20 protein-coding genes are annotated in these 18,050 nt (G+C 64.0%); 2 read left to right on the top strand and 18 right to left on the bottom strand.

Annotated features, from left to right (window positions below; genetic code table 11):
* The 17 genes from nuoL to GVM20_RS09390 form a co-directional block, all read right to left on the bottom strand.
* A complete protein-coding gene (gene nuoL, locus GVM20_RS09470; RefSeq protein WP_166546955.1) occupies positions 1-1,992 on the bottom strand; it encodes an NADH-quinone oxidoreductase subunit L in 1,992 nt (663 codons plus the stop codon).
* A gap of 7 nt (positions 1,993-1,999) precedes the next feature.
* The gene (gene nuoK / locus GVM20_RS09465) at positions 2,000-2,305 is read right to left on the bottom strand and encodes an NADH-quinone oxidoreductase subunit NuoK (protein ID WP_160761044.1); all 306 of its coding nucleotides are present in this window, start codon (positions 2,303-2,305) and stop codon (positions 2,000-2,002) included.
* Entirely contained in the window at positions 2,302-2,925 is a 624-nt protein-coding gene (locus GVM20_RS09460) for an NADH-quinone oxidoreductase subunit J (protein ID WP_166546954.1), read from the bottom strand. The genes nuoK and GVM20_RS09460 overlap by 4 nt, the downstream gene beginning before the upstream one ends.
* Before the next feature lie 148 nt (positions 2,926-3,073).
* On the bottom strand, positions 3,074-3,562 hold the full coding sequence (gene nuoI / locus GVM20_RS09455) for an NADH-quinone oxidoreductase subunit NuoI (RefSeq protein WP_166546953.1): 489 nt from the start codon (positions 3,560-3,562) through the stop codon (positions 3,074-3,076).
* Positions 3,559-4,692, bottom strand: coding sequence for an NADH-quinone oxidoreductase subunit NuoH (gene nuoH / locus GVM20_RS09450; RefSeq protein WP_234031940.1), 1,134 nt, complete (start codon positions 4,690-4,692; stop codon positions 3,559-3,561). Before nuoH ends, nuoI begins: the two co-directional genes overlap by 4 nt.
* Positions 4,689-6,704, bottom strand: a complete 2,016-nt coding sequence (gene nuoG / locus GVM20_RS09445; protein ID WP_166546952.1) for an NADH-quinone oxidoreductase subunit NuoG — start codon at positions 6,702-6,704, stop codon at positions 4,689-4,691. Before nuoG ends, nuoH begins: the two co-directional genes overlap by 4 nt.
* A complete protein-coding gene (nuoF, locus tag GVM20_RS09440; RefSeq protein ID WP_166546951.1) occupies positions 6,704-7,996 on the bottom strand; it encodes an NADH-quinone oxidoreductase subunit NuoF in 1,293 nt (430 codons plus the stop codon). Before nuoF ends, nuoG begins: the two co-directional genes overlap by 1 nt.
* On the bottom strand, positions 7,983-8,171 hold the full coding sequence (locus GVM20_RS09435) for a hypothetical protein (RefSeq protein ID WP_166546950.1): 189 nt from the start codon (positions 8,169-8,171) through the stop codon (positions 7,983-7,985). The genes nuoF and GVM20_RS09435 overlap by 14 nt, the downstream gene beginning before the upstream one ends.
* Positions 8,168-8,311 carry a hypothetical protein gene (locus GVM20_RS09430; protein WP_166546949.1) on the bottom strand — a complete coding sequence of 48 codons (144 nt, stop codon included), beginning with the start codon at positions 8,309-8,311 and terminating at the stop codon, positions 8,168-8,170. The genes GVM20_RS09435 and GVM20_RS09430 overlap by 4 nt, the downstream gene beginning before the upstream one ends.
* Complete coding sequence (nuoE, locus tag GVM20_RS09425) at positions 8,308-8,976, bottom strand: NADH-quinone oxidoreductase subunit NuoE (RefSeq protein WP_166546948.1); 669 nt, start codon at positions 8,974-8,976, stop codon at positions 8,308-8,310. Before nuoE ends, GVM20_RS09430 begins: the two co-directional genes overlap by 4 nt.
* On the bottom strand, positions 8,976-9,281 hold the full coding sequence (locus GVM20_RS09420) for a nuclear transport factor 2 family protein (protein ID WP_166547021.1): 306 nt from the start codon (positions 9,279-9,281) through the stop codon (positions 8,976-8,978). The genes nuoE and GVM20_RS09420 overlap by 1 nt, the downstream gene beginning before the upstream one ends.
* A gap of 23 nt (positions 9,282-9,304) precedes the next feature.
* Positions 9,305-10,516, bottom strand: coding sequence for an NADH-quinone oxidoreductase subunit D (locus GVM20_RS09415; protein ID WP_166546947.1), 1,212 nt, complete (start codon positions 10,514-10,516; stop codon positions 9,305-9,307).
* The gene (locus GVM20_RS09410) at positions 10,513-11,295 is read right to left on the bottom strand and encodes an NADH-quinone oxidoreductase subunit C (RefSeq protein WP_166546946.1); all 783 of its coding nucleotides are present in this window, start codon (positions 11,293-11,295) and stop codon (positions 10,513-10,515) included. The genes GVM20_RS09415 and GVM20_RS09410 overlap by 4 nt, the downstream gene beginning before the upstream one ends.
* A 6-nt stretch (positions 11,296-11,301) precedes the next feature.
* Positions 11,302-11,880, bottom strand: coding sequence for a NuoB/complex I 20 kDa subunit family protein (locus GVM20_RS09405; protein WP_234031939.1), 579 nt, complete (start codon positions 11,878-11,880; stop codon positions 11,302-11,304).
* Positions 11,877-12,251 carry an NADH-quinone oxidoreductase subunit A gene (locus tag GVM20_RS09400; RefSeq protein ID WP_160761620.1) on the bottom strand — a complete coding sequence of 125 codons (375 nt, stop codon included), beginning with the start codon at positions 12,249-12,251 and terminating at the stop codon, positions 11,877-11,879. The genes GVM20_RS09405 and GVM20_RS09400 overlap by 4 nt, the downstream gene beginning before the upstream one ends.
* 127 nt (positions 12,252-12,378) lie before the next feature.
* Positions 12,379-13,620, bottom strand: coding sequence for an SMP-30/gluconolactonase/LRE family protein (locus GVM20_RS09395; RefSeq protein ID WP_166546945.1), 1,242 nt, complete (start codon positions 13,618-13,620; stop codon positions 12,379-12,381).
* Positions 13,617-15,047 (bottom strand): coniferyl aldehyde dehydrogenase, encoded by a 1,431-nt coding sequence (locus GVM20_RS09390; protein ID WP_166546944.1) that lies wholly within the window; start codon positions 15,045-15,047, stop codon positions 13,617-13,619. The genes GVM20_RS09395 and GVM20_RS09390 overlap by 4 nt, the downstream gene beginning before the upstream one ends.
* Before the next feature lie 163 nt (positions 15,048-15,210).
* Between GVM20_RS09390 and GVM20_RS09385 the strand changes: the two genes are divergently transcribed.
* Positions 15,211-16,407: a thiolase family protein gene (locus tag GVM20_RS09385; protein ID WP_166546943.1), complete on the top strand. Its 1,197-nt coding sequence runs from the start codon at positions 15,211-15,213 to the stop codon at positions 16,405-16,407.
* 20 nt (positions 16,408-16,427) lie between these two features.
* Here the strand turns inward: GVM20_RS09385 and GVM20_RS09380 are convergent, their stop codons facing one another.
* Positions 16,428-16,925 (bottom strand): SH3 domain-containing protein, encoded by a 498-nt coding sequence (locus GVM20_RS09380; protein ID WP_166546942.1) that lies wholly within the window; start codon positions 16,923-16,925, stop codon positions 16,428-16,430.
* A 96-nt stretch (positions 16,926-17,021) separates the two neighbouring features.
* Here GVM20_RS09380 and GVM20_RS09375 point away from each other — a divergent pair, with 96 nt between their 5' ends.
* Positions 17,022-18,035, top strand: coding sequence for a 2-hydroxyacid dehydrogenase (locus tag GVM20_RS09375; RefSeq protein ID WP_166546941.1), 1,014 nt, complete (start codon positions 17,022-17,024; stop codon positions 18,033-18,035).
* Positions 18,036-18,050: the final 15 nt, after the last annotated feature.

Genomic DNA, 18,050 nt, shown 5'->3' with positions numbered 1-18,050 from the left:
CTAAAGCAGAACAAAGGTGACAGCGGCGACCAGCCCGAGCAGCATGATCAACGCGTAGGTGTAGACGTAGCCCGACTGGATCGACTTCGCGGCGACCGACGAACGCTCGACCGCCCAGGCGATGCCGTTGGGGCCGAAGCGGTCGATCGTGCCGATATCGCCGAGCTTCCAGAAAGCGCGGCCCAGCGCGAAGGCAGGCTTCACGAAGATCGCATCGTACAGCTCGTCGAAGTACCACTTGCGGTAGACGAAGTTATGCAGCGCGCCAAAGGTCGCGACGAACTTCGCCGGGATGTCAGGCTTGGCGATGTAGGCCACATAGGCACCTGCAAAGCCGATCAGCATGACGATCAGCGCCGTATACTTCACCCAGTAGGGCACGGCGTGCATCGCGTGGATCAGGTCTTCGTTGTAGAAAATCGAGCCGTTCCAGAAGGCCGCGCTGTCGAGGAAGCTGGGCGCAAACACCTGCCCTGCGGCAATCGCGCCAATGGTCAGCAGGCCGAGCGGGATCAGCATCGTGATCGGGCTTTCATGCGGATGATAGCCACCCGTGGTGTCCTCACCCGCTTCGGCAGGGGTCTTGTGCACCGAGTGCTGGATATGCTCGCTCTCGATCCAGCGCGGCTTGCCCCAGAAGGTCAGGAACATCAGGCGCCAGGAATAGAAGCTGGTCAGCAGCGCAGCGATGGCACCGGCCCAGAAGGCGAACTGCCCTGCGCCATTGTGGCGCGCATAGGCAACTTCGAGGATCGCGTCCTTCGACCAGAAGCCCGCGAAGCCGACACCGAGGTGATAGACACCCAGCCCCGTGATCGCCAACGTGCCTGCCAGCATCGCATAGAAGGTGAACGGGATCACTTTACGCAACCCGCCGTAGTACCGCATGTCCTGCTCGTGGTGCATCGCGTGGATCACAGAGCCCGCACCCAAGAACAGCAGCGCCTTGAAGAAGGCGTGGGTGAAAAGGTGGAACATCGCCGCGCCATAAGCGCCGACGCCCGCGGCAAAGAACATGTAGCCCAGCTGCGAGCAGGTCGAATAGGCGATCACCCGCTTGATGTCCCACTGCGTCGTGCCGATCGTGGCAGCAAAGAAGCAGGTCGCAGCGCCGACGATGGTGACGATGGTGAGTGCGGTCGGTGCCGTCTCGAACATCGGCGAGAGGCGGCACAGCATGAACACGCCCGCCGTCACCATGGTCGCGGCGTGGATCAGCGCGGACACCGGGGTCGGGCCTTCCATCGCGTCCGGCAGCCAGGTGTGCAGGCCCAGCTGCGCGCTCTTGCCCATCGCGCCGATGAACAGCAGGATGCACAGGATATCCATGGTGTAGAGCCGCATCCCGACGAAGGTGATCGTCGAACCGCTCATGCCCGGAGCCGCCGCCAGAATTTCGGGGATCGAGGTGGTCTGGAACACCAGATAGGTGCCGAAGATGCCGAGCATGAAGCCGAGGTCACCCACGCGGTTGACCACGAAGGCCTTGATCGCCGCTGCGCCCGCACTCGGCTTTTTGAACCAGAAACCGATCAGCAGGTAGGACGCAAGGCCCACCCCTTCCCAGCCAAAGAACATCTGGACGAGGTTATCGGCCGTCACCAGCATCAGCATCGCGAAGGTGAACAGCGAGAGGTAGGCGAAGAAGCGCGGCTGATCCGGGTCTTCCTCCATATACCCCCATGAATAGAGGTGCACGAGCGCCGACACGGTGTTGATCACGACCAGCATGATCGCGGTCAGCGTATCGACCCGCAGCGCCCAGTCGAAGCTCAGCGTGCCGCTTTCGACCCACTTCAGAACCTGAACGACCTCCGCGCTTTCGGTCCCGCCGATAAAGCCGAGGAAGATCGGCCAGCTCAGGCCCGCGGATAGCAGCAGCGCGCCGGTGGTGACGGACTTGGCCGCCACATTGCCGAGCATCCGGTTGCCCAGCCCTGCGATCAGGGCAGCAACCAACGGCGCGAAAACAATGATGAGGATGGGATGCACGGGCGTCTTACCCCTTCATCCGGTTGATATCGTCAACCGCGATCGAACCGCGGGTGCGGAAATAGATCACCAGGATCGCCAGCCCGATCGCCGCCTCGGCCGCTGCCACGGTCAGCACCAGCATTGCGAAGACCTGACCCACCAGATCCTGCATGAAGGCGCTGAAGGCCACGAGGTTGAGGTTCACACTCAGCAGGATCAGCTCGACCGCCATCAGGATGACGATCACGTTCTTGCGGTTGAGGAAAATCCCCAGCACGCCGAGCACGAACAGGATCGCGCCGACGGTGAGATAATGTTCGATGCCGATCACAGTTCGACCCCTTGCCCGATCTCCGGGTTCTTCATGACGGTTGCGTCCTCTGGACGGCGACGGATCTGCTTGCCCACGTCCTGCCGCGCGCGCGCGCCGGGCTTGGGCGGCTGGAAGGTCAGCACAATCGCGCCGATCATCGCGACCAGCAGGATGATCCCTGCGATCTCGAACAATACGATGTAGCGGCCATAGAGCAGCGCGCCGAGCGCCTCGATGTTCGACGTGTCAGCGGCCTGCACCGCAGACCCGTCAGGCGTGCCAAGGCTCAGCCCGCCCGCATTGTAAGCGCCCACGGCCAGCAGCAGTTCGGCGAGCAGCACGGCTGCGATAAGCAGGCCCAGCGGCGCATTGCGACTGAGCCCTGCGCGCATCGCGGCAAAATCGATGTCGAGCATCATGACCACGAACAGGAACAGCACCGCGACTGCACCGACATAAACGATCACCAACAGCATCGCGATGAACTCCGCGCCCACCAGCACCATCAGCCCGGCGGCGTTGAAGAACGCCATGATCAGCCACAGGACCGAATGCACAGGATTGCGCGCCATGACGACCATCACGGCGCTGGCGACAACAATGGTCGCGAAGAAATAGAAGGCGATGGCCTGTATCATGACGTTACTCCGCCGATCCGCAGCCCCGGCAATGCGCCCGAGCCCAGAAAGCGGCAATGTGATCCCTAGTCCAAGTTCCGTCCCGGTTCCGATCCCTCGGTGCCGGGGCGGCATTTACGTTGACCCCAATTCCCTCGTCCGGCGCGCCCTAGCGGTAGGGTGCGTCGGCTTCAAGGTTGGCCGCGATGGCCCGTTCCCACTTGTCACCATTCGCAAGCAGCTTGGCCTTGTCGTAAAGCAGCTCCTCGCGGGTTTCGGTGGCGTATTCGAAATTCGGTCCCTCGACGATGGCATCGACCGGACAGGCTTCCTGGCAGAAGCCGCAATAGATGCACTTCGTCATGTCGATGTCGTATCGCGTGGTGCGGCGGCTGCCGTCTTCACGCGGTTCGCTCTCGATGGTGATCGCCTGCGCGGGACACACGGCCTCGCACAGCTTGCACGCGATGCAGCGTTCCTCGCCGTTCGGATAGCGCCGCAAAGCGTGCTCACCGCGGAAGCGGGGCGAAAGCGGGGCTTTCTCGAACGGGTAGTTGATCGTCACCTTGGGCTTGAAGAAATACTTCAGCGTCAAGGCGTGCGCCTTGAGGAATTCCCAGAGGGTGAAGCTCTTGATGAGGTGGGAGACGGTGGTCATGACTGGCCTCTCACAGCGACAGGCTGCGCAGGGGTGGTTTGGACGATTTCGGTGGAGGTCGCAGGCGCAGTCGGCGCTATCGAGCGATCAAAATGCCCCGTCGCCATCAGGTACCCACTGGTGACTGCGACGAACACGAGGCTCATCGGCAGGAACACCTTCCACCCGAGCCGCATCAGCTGGTCGTAGCGGTAGCGCGGCACGGTGGCCCAGATCCAGCTGAACATGAAGAAGAACACGAACGTCTTGAGCAGGAACCAGATGATCCCCGGCACCATGTAAAGCACCGGAATGTCGAGAGGCGGCAGCCACCCGCCCCAGAACAGCAGCGTGTTGAGCGAGCACATCAAGAGGATGTTCGCATACTCGCCAAGCCAGAAGAGAGCGAAGCTCATCGAGGAATATTCGGTCTGGTAGCCCGCAACGAGTTCGCTCTCGGCCTCGGTGAGGTCAAACGGCGCTCGCGCGGTTTCGGCCAGCGCCGAGATGAAGAACACCACCCACATCGGGAAGAGCAGCGGGTGGATCGCATAGGCGTTGATCAGCCCGAGCCCGAAGCCCTGCTGCGCGTTGACGATCCCGCTCATGTTGAAGGTGCCAGCAAACAGCACCACGCACACCAGCACGAATCCGATCGAGACTTCGTAGGAGATCATCTGCGCCGAAGCGCGCATCGCCGAGAAGAACGGGTATTTTGAGTTCGACGCCCACCCGCTCATCACCACGCCGTAAACCCCCATCGAGGAGATCGCGAGGATGTAGAGCAGACCCACATTGATATCCGCCAGCACCACGCCCGCCGAGAACGGGATGACCGCCCAGGCTGCCAGCGCGACGGTGAAAGTGATGATCGGCGCGAGCAGGAAGATGCCCTTGTTCGCGGCGCTCGGGATGATGGTTTCTTGGAGGAAGACCTTGAGGCCATCCGCGAAAGATTGCAGCAAACCGAATGGCCCGACCACATTCGGCCCCCGCCGCATCATGATCGCGCCCAGCACCTTGCGGTCGACATAGATCACCATGGCGACGCTGAACATGACGAGCAGCGAGATCACGATGATCCCGGTCAGGGTCGCGGCGGTCCAGGCCCATTCGTAGCTGAGGCCGAGGGATTGGAAGAAGGCGGTCATTCCGCAGCCTCCTTCACGTCCGCCCCGTGGAGCAGCTCGTCCGAGCAGCGCTGCATCACCTCGCTTGCGCGGGCGATTGCGTTGGTGAGGTAGAAGTCCTTGATCGGGTAGCCTGCAAGCTCGCCTTCGAACTTCGCGCCGCTGTCGGCCTTGGGAAGCGCGCCATAATCGGCGAGGCCCTCTTCTACCAAGGCGGGCACTGCAGCGATCATCTTGGCCTGCAATGCGGCAAAGCTGTCAAAGCCGACGGTGACGCCCACCGCGTCAGCAAGTGCGCGCAGGATCGTCCAATCCTCACGCGCGTCGCCGGGGGCGAAGACCGCCTTCTCGGCGAACTGCACCCGGCCTTCGGCGTTCACGTAAGTTCCGTCCTTCTCGGCATAGGACGCACCCGGCAAGATGATGTCGGCGTGATGCGCGCCCTTGTCGCCGTGGTGGCCGATATAGACCTTGAGGCTGTTCGCGTAGGGCGCGTAGTCCATCTCGTCCGCGCCGAGGCTGAGCAGCACCTTTGGCGCAGCTTGCGCGATATCGCCCATCCCGCCCGGCAGCGTGAAGCCGAGCATCAGCGACGCCATCCGCGCGGCCGAAATGTGGAGGACATTGAAACCGTTCCAATCGTCACGCACGAGGTTGAACTTGTCGATCAGCTTCAGGCCCGCCGGAAGCGCGCCCTTCGCCAGCGCCGCCGCGCCGAGGATCACTGCCGGACGATTCGCCGACTTCATGACGTCACCCAATTCCTTGGGGATGCGGTTCAGCAGCTTGAGGTCGGAACCGAGGAAAGTCGCAGGATAGGTCGGGTCCCATTCGGGGCCGATGATGTAGACCTTTGCCCCCGCCTTCACCGCCTTGCGCAGGCGGACGTTGAGCAGTGCCGCTTCCCAGCGGACATTGCTGCCGACGATCAGGATCGCGTCGGCGGTCTCGATCCCCGCGAAGGTCGAGTTGAAATTCACCGCCGCAAGGTTCGACACGTCATAGGTCATGCCGGTCTGGCGCGCTTCGGTGAGCTGCGATCCGCAGGCATTGACGAGCGCCTTGGCGGCAAACATCGTCTCGGCATCGAGCAAATCGCCCGCCACCGCCGCAATGCTAGCTTTGTCGCCCTCCAGAGCGCCCGCGATCATCCCGAAAGCCTCGGTCCACTCAGCAGGCTGGAGCTTGCCTTCACGGCGCACCCACACGCGGTCCAAGCGACGCTTGGTCAAGCCATCGACCTGATAACGGCCCTTGTCCGACAGCCACTCCTCGTTGACGTCGTCATTGACGCGCGGGAGCGCGCGCATGACTTCGCGGCCCTTGGAATGGAGCGTGATGTTCGCGCCAACCGCGTCCGAGACGTCGATGCTGAGCGTCTTCTTGAGCTCCCACGGCCGCGCCTCGAAGGCATAGGGCCGCGAGGTCAGCGCGCCCACCGGGCACAGGTCGATCACGTTCGCCGAAAGCTCGTGCGCCGCCGCCTGTTCCAGATAGGTCGTGATCTGCATGTCCTCGCCGCGATAGAGCGCGCCGATTTCGTCCACGCCCGCGATCTCTTCGGAGAAGCGCACGCAGCGGGTGCAGTGGATGCAGCGGGTCATGATCGTCTTGATCAGCGGGCCCATGTACTTCTCGGTCACCGCGCGCTTGTTCTCGTGGTAGCGAGAGCCGCCGCGGCCATAGGCAACGGCCTGATCCTGAAGATCGCACTCGCCGCCCTGATCGCAGATCGGGCAATCGAGCGGGTGGTTGATGAGCAGGAACTCCATCACCCCCTCGCGGGCCTTCTTGACCATCGGGCTGTCGGTGCGGATTTCCTGGCCCTCTGCTGCCGGCAGCGCGCAGGAGGCCTGCGGCTTGGGCGGCCCGGGCTTCACCTCAACAAGGCACATGCGGCAATTGCCCGCGATGGAGAGGCGCTCATGATAACAGAAGCGCGGAATTTCTTTGCCCGCCAGCTCGCACGCCTGCAGCACAGTCGCGCCCGCCGGGACCTCGATTTCCTGACCGTCTACGGTGACTTTAGGCATTACTCGGCTGCCTCTTGGAATTGCGCATTATGCTCGTTGATTCGCCGCTCAAGCTCGGGGCGGAAATGGCGGATGAGGCCCTGGATCGGCCACGCGGCGGCGTCGCCCAGCGCGCAGATGGTGTGGCCTTCGACCTGCTTGGTGACTTCCTGCAGCATGTCGATTTCCTCGATCGCCGCATCGCCGGTGCGCAGGCGCTCCATCATGCGCCACATCCAGCCCGTGCCTTCGCGGCAGGGGGTGCACTGGCCGCAGCTTTCGTGCTTGTAGAAGTAGCTGAGGCGGCTGATCGCGCGGACGATGTCGGTGGACTTGTCCATGACGATGACCGCCGCGGTGCCAAGGCCTGAGCCCAATTCCTTCAGCCCATCAAAGTCCATCGGCGCGTGGCGGATTTGCGCAGCCGGGACCAGCGGCACGGACGAACCGCCGGGGATCACCGCCAGCAGATTGTCCCACCCGCCGCGAATGCCGCCGCAGTGCTTCTCGATTAGCTCCTCGAAGGGGATGCTCATCGCTTCCTCGACCACGCAGGGCTTTTCCACGTGGCCAGAAATCTGGAACAGCTTGGTGCCCTTGTTGTTCTCGCGTCCGAAGGACGAGAACCACGAGGCCCCGCGCCGCAGGATCGTCGGCGCGACCGCGATGCTTTCGACGTTGTTGACCGTGGTCGGGCAGCCATAGAGGCCCGCGCCCGCCGGGAACGGGGGCTTGAGGCGCGGCTGGCCCTTCTTGCCTTCGAGGCTCTCGATCATCGCGGTTTCTTCGCCGCAGATGTAGGCGCCCGCACCGCGGTGCATGAAGACGTCGAAATCGTAGCCCGAACCGCAGGCGTTCTTGCCGATCAATCCAGCTTCGTAAGCCTGATGGATCGCCGCCTGCAGCACTTCGGCCTCACGAATGTATTCGCCGCGCACGTAAATATAGGCCGCCCGCGCACGCATGGCGAAGCCTGCGACCAACGCGCCTTCGACCAGCTTGTGCGGATCATGGCGCAGGATCTCGCGGTCCTTGCAGGAGCCGGGCTCGGATTCGTCGGCGTTGATGACGAGGAAGCTCGGGCGTCCATCGCGCGATTCCTTGGGCATGAAGGACCACTTGAGCCCAGTCGGGAAGCCCGCCCCGCCCCGACCGCGCAAGCCGGATGCCTTCATTTCCTCAATGATCGCCTCAGGCCCGCGCGCGAGCAGCGCCTTGGTATCGTCCCAATCGCCCCGCGCCTGGGCTGCCTTCAGGCCCCAGTCCTGGAAGCCATAGACGTTGGTGAAGATGCGGTCCTTATCCGCCAGCATTGCTGCCATCCCTTTGTTTGGCGCGCTTGATGCGCACCAGCGAAATCACTTGAAACACAAGGCCCAGACCCATCACGATCACGCCCATCTCGAGCGGCCCCGTCACGGTCAATATCGCGCCGAGCGCGAAACCGCCGAGGCCGAGGATGGCGAGCAGAAGCGTCACCGGGTTCATCCGATCGCTCCCGACTGCCACAGGCCCGCGAGGACTGCGATGATGAGCAGAATCACACCCACGCGCACCAAACCCATCAGCACCTTGTAGGCGATGAAGGCCAGCAGCAGCGCGCCGAAGATGGAGACGACTGCGGTCACCACTCGCTCCGATAGTCGTGATTGGCGCTGACCATGTCCTTCAGCGTGGTCGGCCCGCCCGAAGGCTCGGAGGTGTGACGGCCCGGCTCCTGCGTGCCCGCCTTGGGCGTCTCGCCCGCGGCAAGCGCATCAAGCACCGCGTCGAGGCGTTCGGGCGTCAGGTCCTCGTAATTGTCGTCGTTGATCTGGACCATCGGCGCGGTCGCGCAATTGCCCATGCATTCGACCTCGGTGAGGGTCCAGAGGCCATCCGCCGAGATCCCGCCCTTCACCATCCCGCGCTTCTTGCAGGCGGCCATGATGTCGTCGCTCCCGCGCAGCATGCAGGGCGTGGTGCCGCACACCTGCACGTGGAATTTGCCGACGGGCTTCAAGTTATACATGAAGTAGAAGCTGGCGACTTCGAGCACGCGGATCACCGGCATCCCGAGATAGGCCGCGACATATTCGATCACCGGCAGCGGCAGCCAGCCCTGCGTATCGGTCTCCGCGCCGACCTGCCGCTGGGCGAGATCGAGCAGCGGCATCACCGCCGAGCGTTGACGCCCCTCGGGATACTTGGCGATGTGCCAATCGGCGGTTTTCTTGTTCTCCGGCGTCCACGCGAAGGCGCTCCAACGGGCGCGCAGTTCGGGGGTATCGGGTGCGGGGGTACGGTCAGCCATTAGCGGATGAACTCCACGCGAGAGCACTTGTCGCCCTCAAAGGAATAGACGGACATGACTTCGAACGGCTCAGCGGCCGACGAACGGTAGACCCGCTCATGCAGCACCGCATATTCGCCCAGTTCATAGCCAGTGATGATCTCGGCGCGGTTCTCCGGAAACTCGGCGAACATGGCCTTGAGGCCCGCGCGCGTGCCTTCCTTGCCATCACGGATCACAGCCCCGCGGTACCCTGCCTCGCAGGCATCATCGGTCATCAGCGCCACATAGGCGTCAGCATCCTGCGCGTTGTAATGCGCGATCATCTGCTCGGCGATGGCGAGTTTGCTCACCGGTCACACTCCCCGAACACCACGTCGATCGCGCCGAGAATGGCGGTAGCATCAGGCAACATGTGGCCCTTGGACATGAAGTCCATCGCCTGAAGGTGGCTGAACGCCGTGGGGCGGATCTTGCAGCGGTAGGGCTTGTTGGTGCCGTCGCTGACGAGATAGACGCCGAATTCGCCCTTGGGGCTCTCGGTCGCGACGTAAACCTCGCCCGCGGGCACGTGGAAGCCTTCTGTGTAGAGCTTGAAGTGGTGAATCAGGCTTTCCATCGACTGCTTCATCTCGCCGCGCTTGGGCGGAGAAACCTTGCCGTCGGTGCTAGCAATCGGCCCCTGCGGCATATCGCGCAGGCACTGGCGGATGATCTTGGCGCTCTCGTAGACTTCCTTCACGCGCACCATGAAGCGGTCGTAGCAGTCCGAATTGGTGCCGACCGGAATGTCGAACTCCATGCGGTCATAGACATCATAGGGCTGGCTCTTGCGCAGATCCCACGGAATGCCCGCCGCGCGGATCATCGGTCCGCTGAAGCCCCAGGCAATTGCGTCCTCGCGGCTGACGACCGCGATATCGACGTTGCGCTGCTTGAAGATGCGGTTGTCCATGACGAGGCTCATCGCGTCCTCGAACAGCTGGAAGAAGCGATTGTCGAGCCAGTCGCCGATATCCACCAGCAGCTTCTCCGGCACGTCCTGATGGACGCCGCCGGGGCGGAAATAGGCGGAATGCATCCGCGCGCCGCTCGCCCGCTCGAAGAAGTTGAGGCAATCTTCGCGCAGGTCCATGATCCACAGGTTCGGCGTAAACGCGCCGACATCGAGGATGTGCGCGCCCATGTTGAGCATGTGGTTGCAGATGCGAGTCAGCTCGGCGAACAGCACGCGCAGATATTGCGCGCGGATCGGCACCTCGAGGTTCAGCAGCTTTTCGATGGCGAGCACGTAGGAGTGCTCCATCGCCAGCGGCGAGCAGTAATCGAGCCGGTCGAAGTACGGCAGCGCTTGCAGATAGGTCTTGTGCTCGATCAGCTTTTCGGTGCCGCGGTGAAGCAGGCCGATATGCGGATCGATCCGCTCGATCACTTCGCCGTCCAGCTCCATCACCATCCGCAGCACGCCGTGCGCGGCCGGGTGCTGGGGGCCGAAGTTGATCGTGTAGTTGGAGATGACTTCGCCCGTGGTGGTGAGCGAGTCTTCGCGTTGCATGGTCATCGTCCACCCTCCTTCGAGGTGGCATCTGGCGCACCGGGGGCGGGCGTGCCGCTACCCTTTTGCTCGGGGGCAGAGGGCTTGGCCGCGGCTTCGTTGGCCTTGGCCCCTGCGCCGGTGTCGGCGGGCTTTTCGGTCGTCTTGGGCTCGGTCACCGTCGGCGCGCCGCGCGATTTTTCATCGCCAGGCAGCTCGTAATCAGCGCCTTCCCACGGGCTGAGGAAGTCAAAGCTGCGCATTTCCTGCGCGAGTTCGACGGGTTCATACACCACGCGCTTCTCTTCCTCGGAATAGCGCAGTTCGGTGTAACCCGTCATCGGGAAGTCCTTGCGGAACGGGTGGCCTTCAAAGCCATAATCGGTGAGGATCCGGCGCAGGTCCGGGTTACCAGCAAAGGTGACGCCGTACATGTCGAACACTTCGCGTTCCAGCCAGCCGGCATTGGGCCACAGCGTGGTGACGGTCGGCACCGGCGTATCCTCGCTCGCCGAGCACTTGACCATCACGCGGTGGTTCTTGGTCAGGCTCTGGAGCATGTAGACGACTTCGAAGCGTTCGGCCCGGTCCGGATAATCGACGCCCGCGATCTCCATCAGCTGCTGGTAGGCGTGATCATCACGCAGCGTCTCAAGCACGCGGGCGATGTCGTCACGCTTCACGCGGAAACTGACTTCGCCATGCGCTTCGGTAGCGCCCAACAGCCAGACGCTGATGCTTTCGCTGATAGCGTCAATCACGCCTTCATTCGAGGCGTATCTGGGGGCGGAATGGAGAACGGCCATGCGCCCTTACCTCTCGATCGTGCCGACGCGGCGGATCTTCCGCTGCAACTGCATTACGCCGTAGAGCAGCGCCTCGGCAGTGGGCGGGCAGCCGGGCACATAGATGTCGACCGGGACGATCCGGTCACAGCCGCGCACGACGCTGTAGGAATAATGGTAATAGCCGCCGCCATTGGCGCAGCTGCCCATGCTGATCACATATTTGGGGTCCGACATCTGGTCGTAAACCTTGCGCAGCGCCGGGGCCATCTTGTTGCACAGAGTACCCGCGACGATCATCACGTCTGACTGGCGCGGGGACGCGCGCGGGGCAGCGCCGAAGCGCTCCATGTCATAACGCGGCATGTTCACGTGGATCATCTCGACCGCGCAGCAGGCAAGCCCGAAGGTCATCCACCACAGGCTGCCGGTGCGCGCCCACTGGAACAGGTCCTCGGTCGATGTGACGAGGAAGCCCTTGTCATTCACTTCGGTCTGAAGCGCGGTGAAATAGGACGCATCAGGCTGCCGCACGTCACCGCCAGCGGCGGTTGTCAGCGCAGAAATGTCGGGCAATCCTTGGGGAGGAGTAACGATGGTATTCATTCCCAGTCCAACGCCCCTTTCTTCCATTCATAAGCGAGGCCTACCGCGAGGATGAACAGGAACACCATCATGCCGCCCCAGCCAACCCAGCCCGTCTCACCCAGGCTGACAGCCCAGGGGAACAGGAAGGCGGCTTCAAGGTCGAAGACGATGAAGCTGATCGCGACCAGATAGAAGCGCACGTCGAACTGGCTGCGCGCATCCTCGAACGCGGGGAAGCCGCATTCATACTCGGAGAGCTTTTCGGCATCGGGATTGTGCGTGCCCGTGAGGCGCGACACCGCCATGGGCGCGACCACAAACAGGATCGAGAGCCCGAAAGCCACGAGCACGAATAACAGTATCGGTAGATACTGGCTGAGGTCGACCACGACGATGTCCAAGCTGTTAATCCCGTTCGTCGCCCTAAGCCTGTCGCACGCGGGGCGCAAGCCTGCGACTCGCGGAAAACCCCTCAGGTATGTTGCAGGAAATCGAACAAAGGTTGCGGCAGGTCGTTCAGCGCGGGGCGAGCGGCAACCGGCGGATCACGTTGGGGATGGCGGCCATGCCGTCGCGCAGGCGCCCTTGCTCGTAACGGTCCCACTGGCCGGTGGCGATATAGTAGAGCGTTCCTTTGGCGATGCTGCCGCCCAGGGGCTCGGTCCATTCCGGGTGCGCTTGTTCCAGGATGCGGTGCCCGATGATCCGAGTGCCGTCCTCCGACAGAGCGAAAGCGCTGATCCGCATCGGGCTCGTGCCATTCTGCACGGCAATCAGCTCGCGACCATGCAGCCACAAGCCATCCACCCCGTCGAGCGCCGTCGGAACATCGCTGGAAATCCGCCGCACTGCGCCGCTGGCAAGATCGACCATCGCCAACCCATAGCGGTAATCGCTGACATAGAGCCGCGCGCCATCCGCGCTGGCCGCCAGCCCTTGGGGCGAGCGGAAGGTGCCGGGGGCAATGAGCGTCTCAAGCGCAGGTGCATCGTCGCGCGCGCGATAGACACCGCCGCCTTGCGGATCGCTGGCGTAAACCGTGCCGTCCACCCCAACCGCAAGGTCCGATACCGCCACCCCTGCCGGAGCAGGGACAAAGCGAAACGCGCCGGGTTCATCGGTCAACCCGATCAAGCCGGAGAACATTTCCGGTTCAGCGGGCAAACCGTCGATATTGCCCGATGCGATCCAGCCCGCTTGCCCATCGGGGGCAGCGACAATGCCGGAGAGGGCATAAGCGCGCGGGATTACGGTCTCCTCCCACGTGTCGCCGGGTCCGCGAACATAAACGGACCGACGGGAAACCGAAGTTGCCAACGCTTCAACGCCGTTTGGCGCGACAAACACGCTCTCGATCAAGCCGGCTTCGGCCTGCATCGTGTCGAAGATAGTGCTTGCAGCGATCACCCCGGGTGATGGCAACAGCAGTGCGCGCGCCGCTTCGGCATGGGCCGGACCGATCAGTTCGGGAATCTGCGCCTGCGCCCTTGCCCCGAACACATGCCCGCGCGCCTTGAGCCAGGCGAGGCTGACAAGCGCCCCCGCGCCATCTCCCGCCGCAAGCTGCGCATTGAACAACCGCAGCCGCACATTGGCGCTGTCCGGAAAGTCGCGCGCCAACTGTTCCAGCCCGGCGACGTCTGCGATCGTGCCTGTCGCGGCATCGACAGCGCGCCACGCCGGCGGCTCCTCAGCGCCGAGCGGGACCGCCGGGATCTGGGCCAGAAGCACAGCCAGCGCGGCGGCGAGCGCCTTCATTTCATCATGTTCGCCGCAGCCTTCTCCGTCGCCTTGCCATAGGGCGGCTTCATCCCGGCGAGCTTGGCGATGTCGATCTTGGGCTGGTGATAGACCGCGCGGGCGTGGCTGAATTCGCGGAAGCCCTCGATCGCGTGATAGCTCCCCATCCCCGACGGACCGACCCCGCCGAACGGCAGGTCTTCCATAGAGACGTGGAACACCACGTCATTGGTGGTCACCCCGCCCGAGATCGTGCGGGTCAGCACCCGCTCCTGCTCGCCCTTGTCCTCACCGAAGTAATAGAGGCCGAGCGGGCGGTCATGCTCGTTGATGTAATCCACCGCCTGATCGACCGCCTTGTAGGTCATCACCGGCAGAACCGGGCCAAAGATTTCCTCCTGCATCGCAGCCATGCCGTCGTTCACGTTCTTGAGGATGGTGAGCGGCATCTTGCGCTGGTTGGAGTTGGCGAAGTCCTCGCCCGCCGGGTTGACCTCGATCACCTCGGCGCCCTTGTCTTTCGCGTCGGACACGAGGCCCTGCAACCGTTCAAAATGGCGGTCGGATACGATCGAGGCATAATCGTCGTTGTCGAGCAGCGTGGGATACATCGCGCTGGCGGCACCGACGACACCCGCGACGGCCTCGTCCTGCTTGTCTTCGGGCACCATCAGATAATCGGGCGCGAGGCAGATCTGGCCAGCATTCATCATCTTGCCGAGCGCGATCCGCTCACCCGCCTTGGCGAAGTCGGCGCTGCGGCCCATGATGACGGGCGACTTGCCGCCGAGTTCAAGCGTCACGGGCACCAGATTCGCTGCGGCGGCCTGCATCACGCGGCGGCCGGTGGCGGTCGATCCGGTGAAGACCAGGTGGTCGAAGGGCAGCGAGGAGAATGCGGCGGCCACTTCCGGGCTGCCCGTCACGACCGCGACTTCCTCGGGCGCGAAATACTCAGCCGTCAGCTCAGCCATCAGCTCGCTGGTGCGCTCGGTGAATTCGGACGGCTTGATCATCGCCCGGTTGCCCGCAGCCAGCACCTGCATCAGCGGGCCGAAAGCCAGCTGCACCGGGAAGTTCCACGGCGAGAGAATGCCGATCACGCCCTTGGGTTCGTAACGCACCTCGGCCTTGGCCCCCAGCAGACCGAGCGGGAACTGCACCTTGCGCTTCTCAGGCTTGGCCCAGGCGTCCATGTGCTTGAGCGCATGATTGCCCGCGCCAACCGTGGCGGCAATGTCGGTCAGCATCGACTGCGCGTAGGAACGATTGCCGAAATCGGCGCTCATCGCCTTGGCGAACGCCTCGCCGTGGTCCTTGACCAACGCGATCGCGCGGCGGATGCGGTCTTTGCGCTGCGACAACGGCTCGGGGCGCGAGGCGGTGAAGGCGGCGCGCTGGCGCGCAAGCAGGGCTTCGAGTTCATCGCGGCGATCATCGGCCATGTCATTCTCCCGTGAGACATAGATGCGTTTTCATTTGCGACGCGTTCTCGCCCAAAGGCGAGGTCAAGGCAAGGCGCTTCGATCCGGGCCGCGATTGCGTTTGACGCATTGCAGCATTACATCCGCCCCGGAACACCCCCCTATGTCACGCAAGGACTTTGCCATGACCCAGCTCTCCCCCGCCGACCCGATCGTGATCCTCTCTTACGCCCGCACCCCGATGGGTGCGATGCAGGGCGCGCTGTCCGAAGTGTCGGCGACTGATCTCGGGGCGATCGCGGTCAAGGCTGCGGTCGAGCGCGCGGGCGTGGCGGGCGAGGATATTGACCGCGCCTATATGGGCTGCGTGCTGCCCGCTGGGCTCGGTCAGGCCCCGGCGCGTCAGGCGGCGATCAAGGCGGGCTTGCCGCTCTCGGTCGAGGCGACCACGGTGAACAAGGTCTGCGGCAGCGGTATGCAAACCGTGATCATGGGCAGCGAGGCACTGGCCAGCGGAACCGTCGACGTGGTGGTCGCAGGCGGGATGGAGAGCATGACCAATGCGCCCTACCTCCTCAAGAAGCACCGCTCGGGCGCGCGGCTGGGCCATGACACCGCCTATGACCACATGTTCCTCGATGGCCTCGAAGACGCTTACGAGCCGGGCCGTGCCATGGGCACCTTCGCGCAGGACACCGCCAACGCCTACCAGATGACCCGCGAGGACATGGACGCCTATTCGATCGAATCGCTCGCCCGCGCCAATCGCGCGATTGCCAGCGGCGCCTTTGCAGACGAAGTGGTGGCCGTCACGGTCTCGACCCGCGCCGGCGATGTCGTGGTCGAGCATGACGAAGCCCCCGGCAAGGGCCGCCCCGACAAGATCCCGCAGCTGAAGCCCGCCTTCGCCAAGGACGGGACGATCACCGCCGCGACCTCCAGCTCGATTTCGGACGGCGCCGCCGCCGTGGTCCTCACCCGCGCCAGCATCGCCGAGGCCAAGGGCCTTACGCCGGTCGCCCGCGTTGTCGCGATTGCCTCACACGCCCAAGCCCCCGCGCAGTTCACCACCGCGCCGATCCCGGCGATCCAGAAGGTGCTCGCCCGCGCGGGCTGGGGCGTGGACGATGTCGATCTGTTTGAAGTGAACGAGGCTTTCGCCTGTGTCGCGATGTTCGCGATGCGTGACCTCGGCATTCCGCACGACAAGATCAACGTCAACGGCGGCGGCACCGCGCTCGGTCACCCGATCGGGGCGAGCGGAACGCGGATCATCGTCACGTTGCTCAATGCGCTGAAGCAGCAGGGCAAGACACGCGGTGTCGCCTCGCTGTGCATCGGCGGCGGGGAAGCGACAGCCGTCGCGGTCGAACTGATCTGATGTGCGCGCGCCGGGCGGCGTTATTCGTCACCCGGCAGCGTGTCGGAGCCCCACAGGCGCGCGGCGCTGACCCAGCCCTTGCGCCCGGCAATATCGACTTCGCACCAGCCTGAGCGGCACGTCTTGAGCTTGGTCACCACGCCCGGCTCGGCCCGCCACTTCACGGCTGCCGCAGTGCTGGGCTCAGCCCGCACCTCGGCGAGCCCCGCTCCAATCACCAACCCACCCCGCGCTGGATCGAGCTGGCTCGAAGCCACCCAGCCCTGCGTGCCTTCATGGTCCTCGACCAAGCGCCAGCCTTCGCGCACCCGCACCACCTTCACCGGCAGGCCCTGCCGCAGATAGACCCAGGTGACGGGATATTCCGCGCTCGGCCCCACGCGCATATTGACCTTCTCGTACCGCAGGCTCGCCCAATAGGGCAGCGTCCGGTCCTGCGCGCTGAGCGGCGCGATCACGAAGGTGGCGGCCAGCATCAGCACAAAGCTGAGCGTCGAGATGAAACGGAATCCCTGCATTCCTGAAGCGATAGCGCCTTAGCCCCTGCGGATTCAAGCAGTGCGTGTGCATCCGCGCCTTGACCGCAAAGGCCCTGTGGCATTAGCCCGTCAGCCATGACCCAGCGCCCCACCCGTCCGCTCGCCAATGCCCCGCGCGTGATCGTCACCCGCCACCTGATGCCGGAGGTCGAAGCGCGGATGCGCGAGCTGTTCGATGTGGTGCTGAATGAGAGCGATGTGCCGCTCACGCGCGAGCAACTGGCCAAGGCAATGCAGGATTGCGATGTGCTGGTGCCGACCGTGACCGACCGGATCGACGCCGATCTGATCGCGGGTGCTGGCGAGCGGCTGGGCCTGATCGCCAATTTCGGCGCTGGCACCGAACATATCGACCTGCCTGCCGCCGCCGCGCGCAAGATCCTCGTCACCAACACCCCCGGCGTCTTCACCGACGACACCGCCGATATCGCCATGGCCGGGATCATCGGCGTGCCGCGCAGGATCCGCGAAGGCACCGGCCTGGTGCGGAGTGGCAAGTGGACCGGCTGGGCGCCGTCAGGCTTGCTCGGGCGTAAGCTGGCAGGCAAGGTGCTCGGCATCATCGGCATGGGCCGCATCGGCCAAGCGGTGGCTCACCGCGCCCGCGCCTTCGGGCTGGAGATCGCCTATTACAACCGCAAGCCCCTGCCCGAAGCATTGGAACGGATGCTCGGCGCACGCTACGTCGGCGATGTCGATACTCTGATGGCCGAGGCTGACATCCTCACCCTGCACTGCCCGCTGACCGAGGACACCCGCCACCTGATCGACGCACGCCGGATCGCGCTGATGAAACCGGGCAGCAGCATCATCAACACCGCGCGCGGCGAATTGATCGATCAGGAGGCGTTGATTGCGGCGCTGGAATCCGGGCATCTGGCAGGCGCAGGTCTGGACGTGTACCCAGACGAGCCTCATGTCGATCCGCGCCTGATCGCGCACCCCAACGTCATGACCCTCCCCCACATCGGCAGCGCCACGGCGGAGGGCCGCGAGGATTCGGGTCACAAGGTGATCGCCAACATCCGCATGTGGGCCGACGGCCACCGCCCACCCGATCAGGTGCTGACGGCGCTGGTGTGGGGCTGATCGCCGCCAACACCG

Origin of the sequence: Porphyrobacter sp. SLTP, from assembly GCF_009905735.1 — a bacterium.
Classification (GTDB): domain Bacteria; phylum Pseudomonadota; class Alphaproteobacteria; order Sphingomonadales; family Sphingomonadaceae; genus Erythrobacter.
This window is presented reverse-complemented; position numbering and strand designations above follow the sequence as displayed.

Coding starts and splice junctions, on each gene's coding strand:
- GVM20_RS09460 (WP_166546954.1), bottom strand. CDS start 2,925: ATGATACAGGCCATCGCCTTCTATTTCTTCGCGACCATTGTTGTCGCC.
- nuoI (WP_166546953.1), bottom strand. CDS start 3,562: ATGACCACCGTCTCCCACCTCATCAAGAGCTTCACCCTCTGGGAATTC.
- nuoH (WP_234031940.1), bottom strand. CDS start 4,692: ATGACCGCCTTCTTCCAATCCCTCGGCCTCAGCTACGAATGGGCCTGG.
- nuoG (WP_166546952.1), bottom strand. CDS start 6,704: ATGCCTAAAGTCACCGTAGACGGTCAGGAAATCGAGGTCCCGGCGGGC.
- nuoF (WP_166546951.1), bottom strand. CDS start 7,996: ATGCTGGCGGATAAGGACCGCATCTTCACCAACGTCTATGGCTTCCAG.
- GVM20_RS09435 (WP_166546950.1), bottom strand. CDS start 8,171: ATGAACCCGGTGACGCTTCTGCTCGCCATCCTCGGCCTCGGCGGTTTC.
- nuoE (WP_166546948.1), bottom strand. CDS start 8,976: ATGGCTGACCGTACCCCCGCACCCGATACCCCCGAACTGCGCGCCCGT.
- GVM20_RS09420 (WP_166547021.1), bottom strand. CDS start 9,281: ATGATCGCGCATTACAACGCGCAGGATGCTGACGCCTATGTGGCGCTG.
- GVM20_RS09415 (WP_166546947.1), bottom strand. CDS start 10,516: ATGACCATGCAACGCGAAGACTCGCTCACCACCACGGGCGAAGTCATC.
- GVM20_RS09410 (WP_166546946.1), bottom strand. CDS start 11,295: ATGGCCGTTCTCCATTCCGCCCCCAGATACGCCTCGAATGAAGGCGTG.
- GVM20_RS09405 (WP_234031939.1), bottom strand. CDS start 11,880: ATGAATACCATCGTTACTCCTCCCCAAGGATTGCCCGACATTTCTGCG.
- GVM20_RS09395 (WP_166546945.1), bottom strand. CDS start 13,620: ATGAAGGCGCTCGCCGCCGCGCTGGCTGTGCTTCTGGCCCAGATCCCG.
- GVM20_RS09390 (WP_166546944.1), bottom strand. CDS start 15,047: ATGGCCGATGATCGCCGCGATGAACTCGAAGCCCTGCTTGCGCGCCAG.
- GVM20_RS09385 (WP_166546943.1), top strand. CDS start 15,211: ATGACCCAGCTCTCCCCCGCCGACCCGATCGTGATCCTCTCTTACGCC.
- GVM20_RS09380 (WP_166546942.1), bottom strand. CDS start 16,925: ATGCAGGGATTCCGTTTCATCTCGACGCTCAGCTTTGTGCTGATGCTG.
- GVM20_RS09375 (WP_166546941.1), top strand. CDS start 17,022: ATGACCCAGCGCCCCACCCGTCCGCTCGCCAATGCCCCGCGCGTGATC.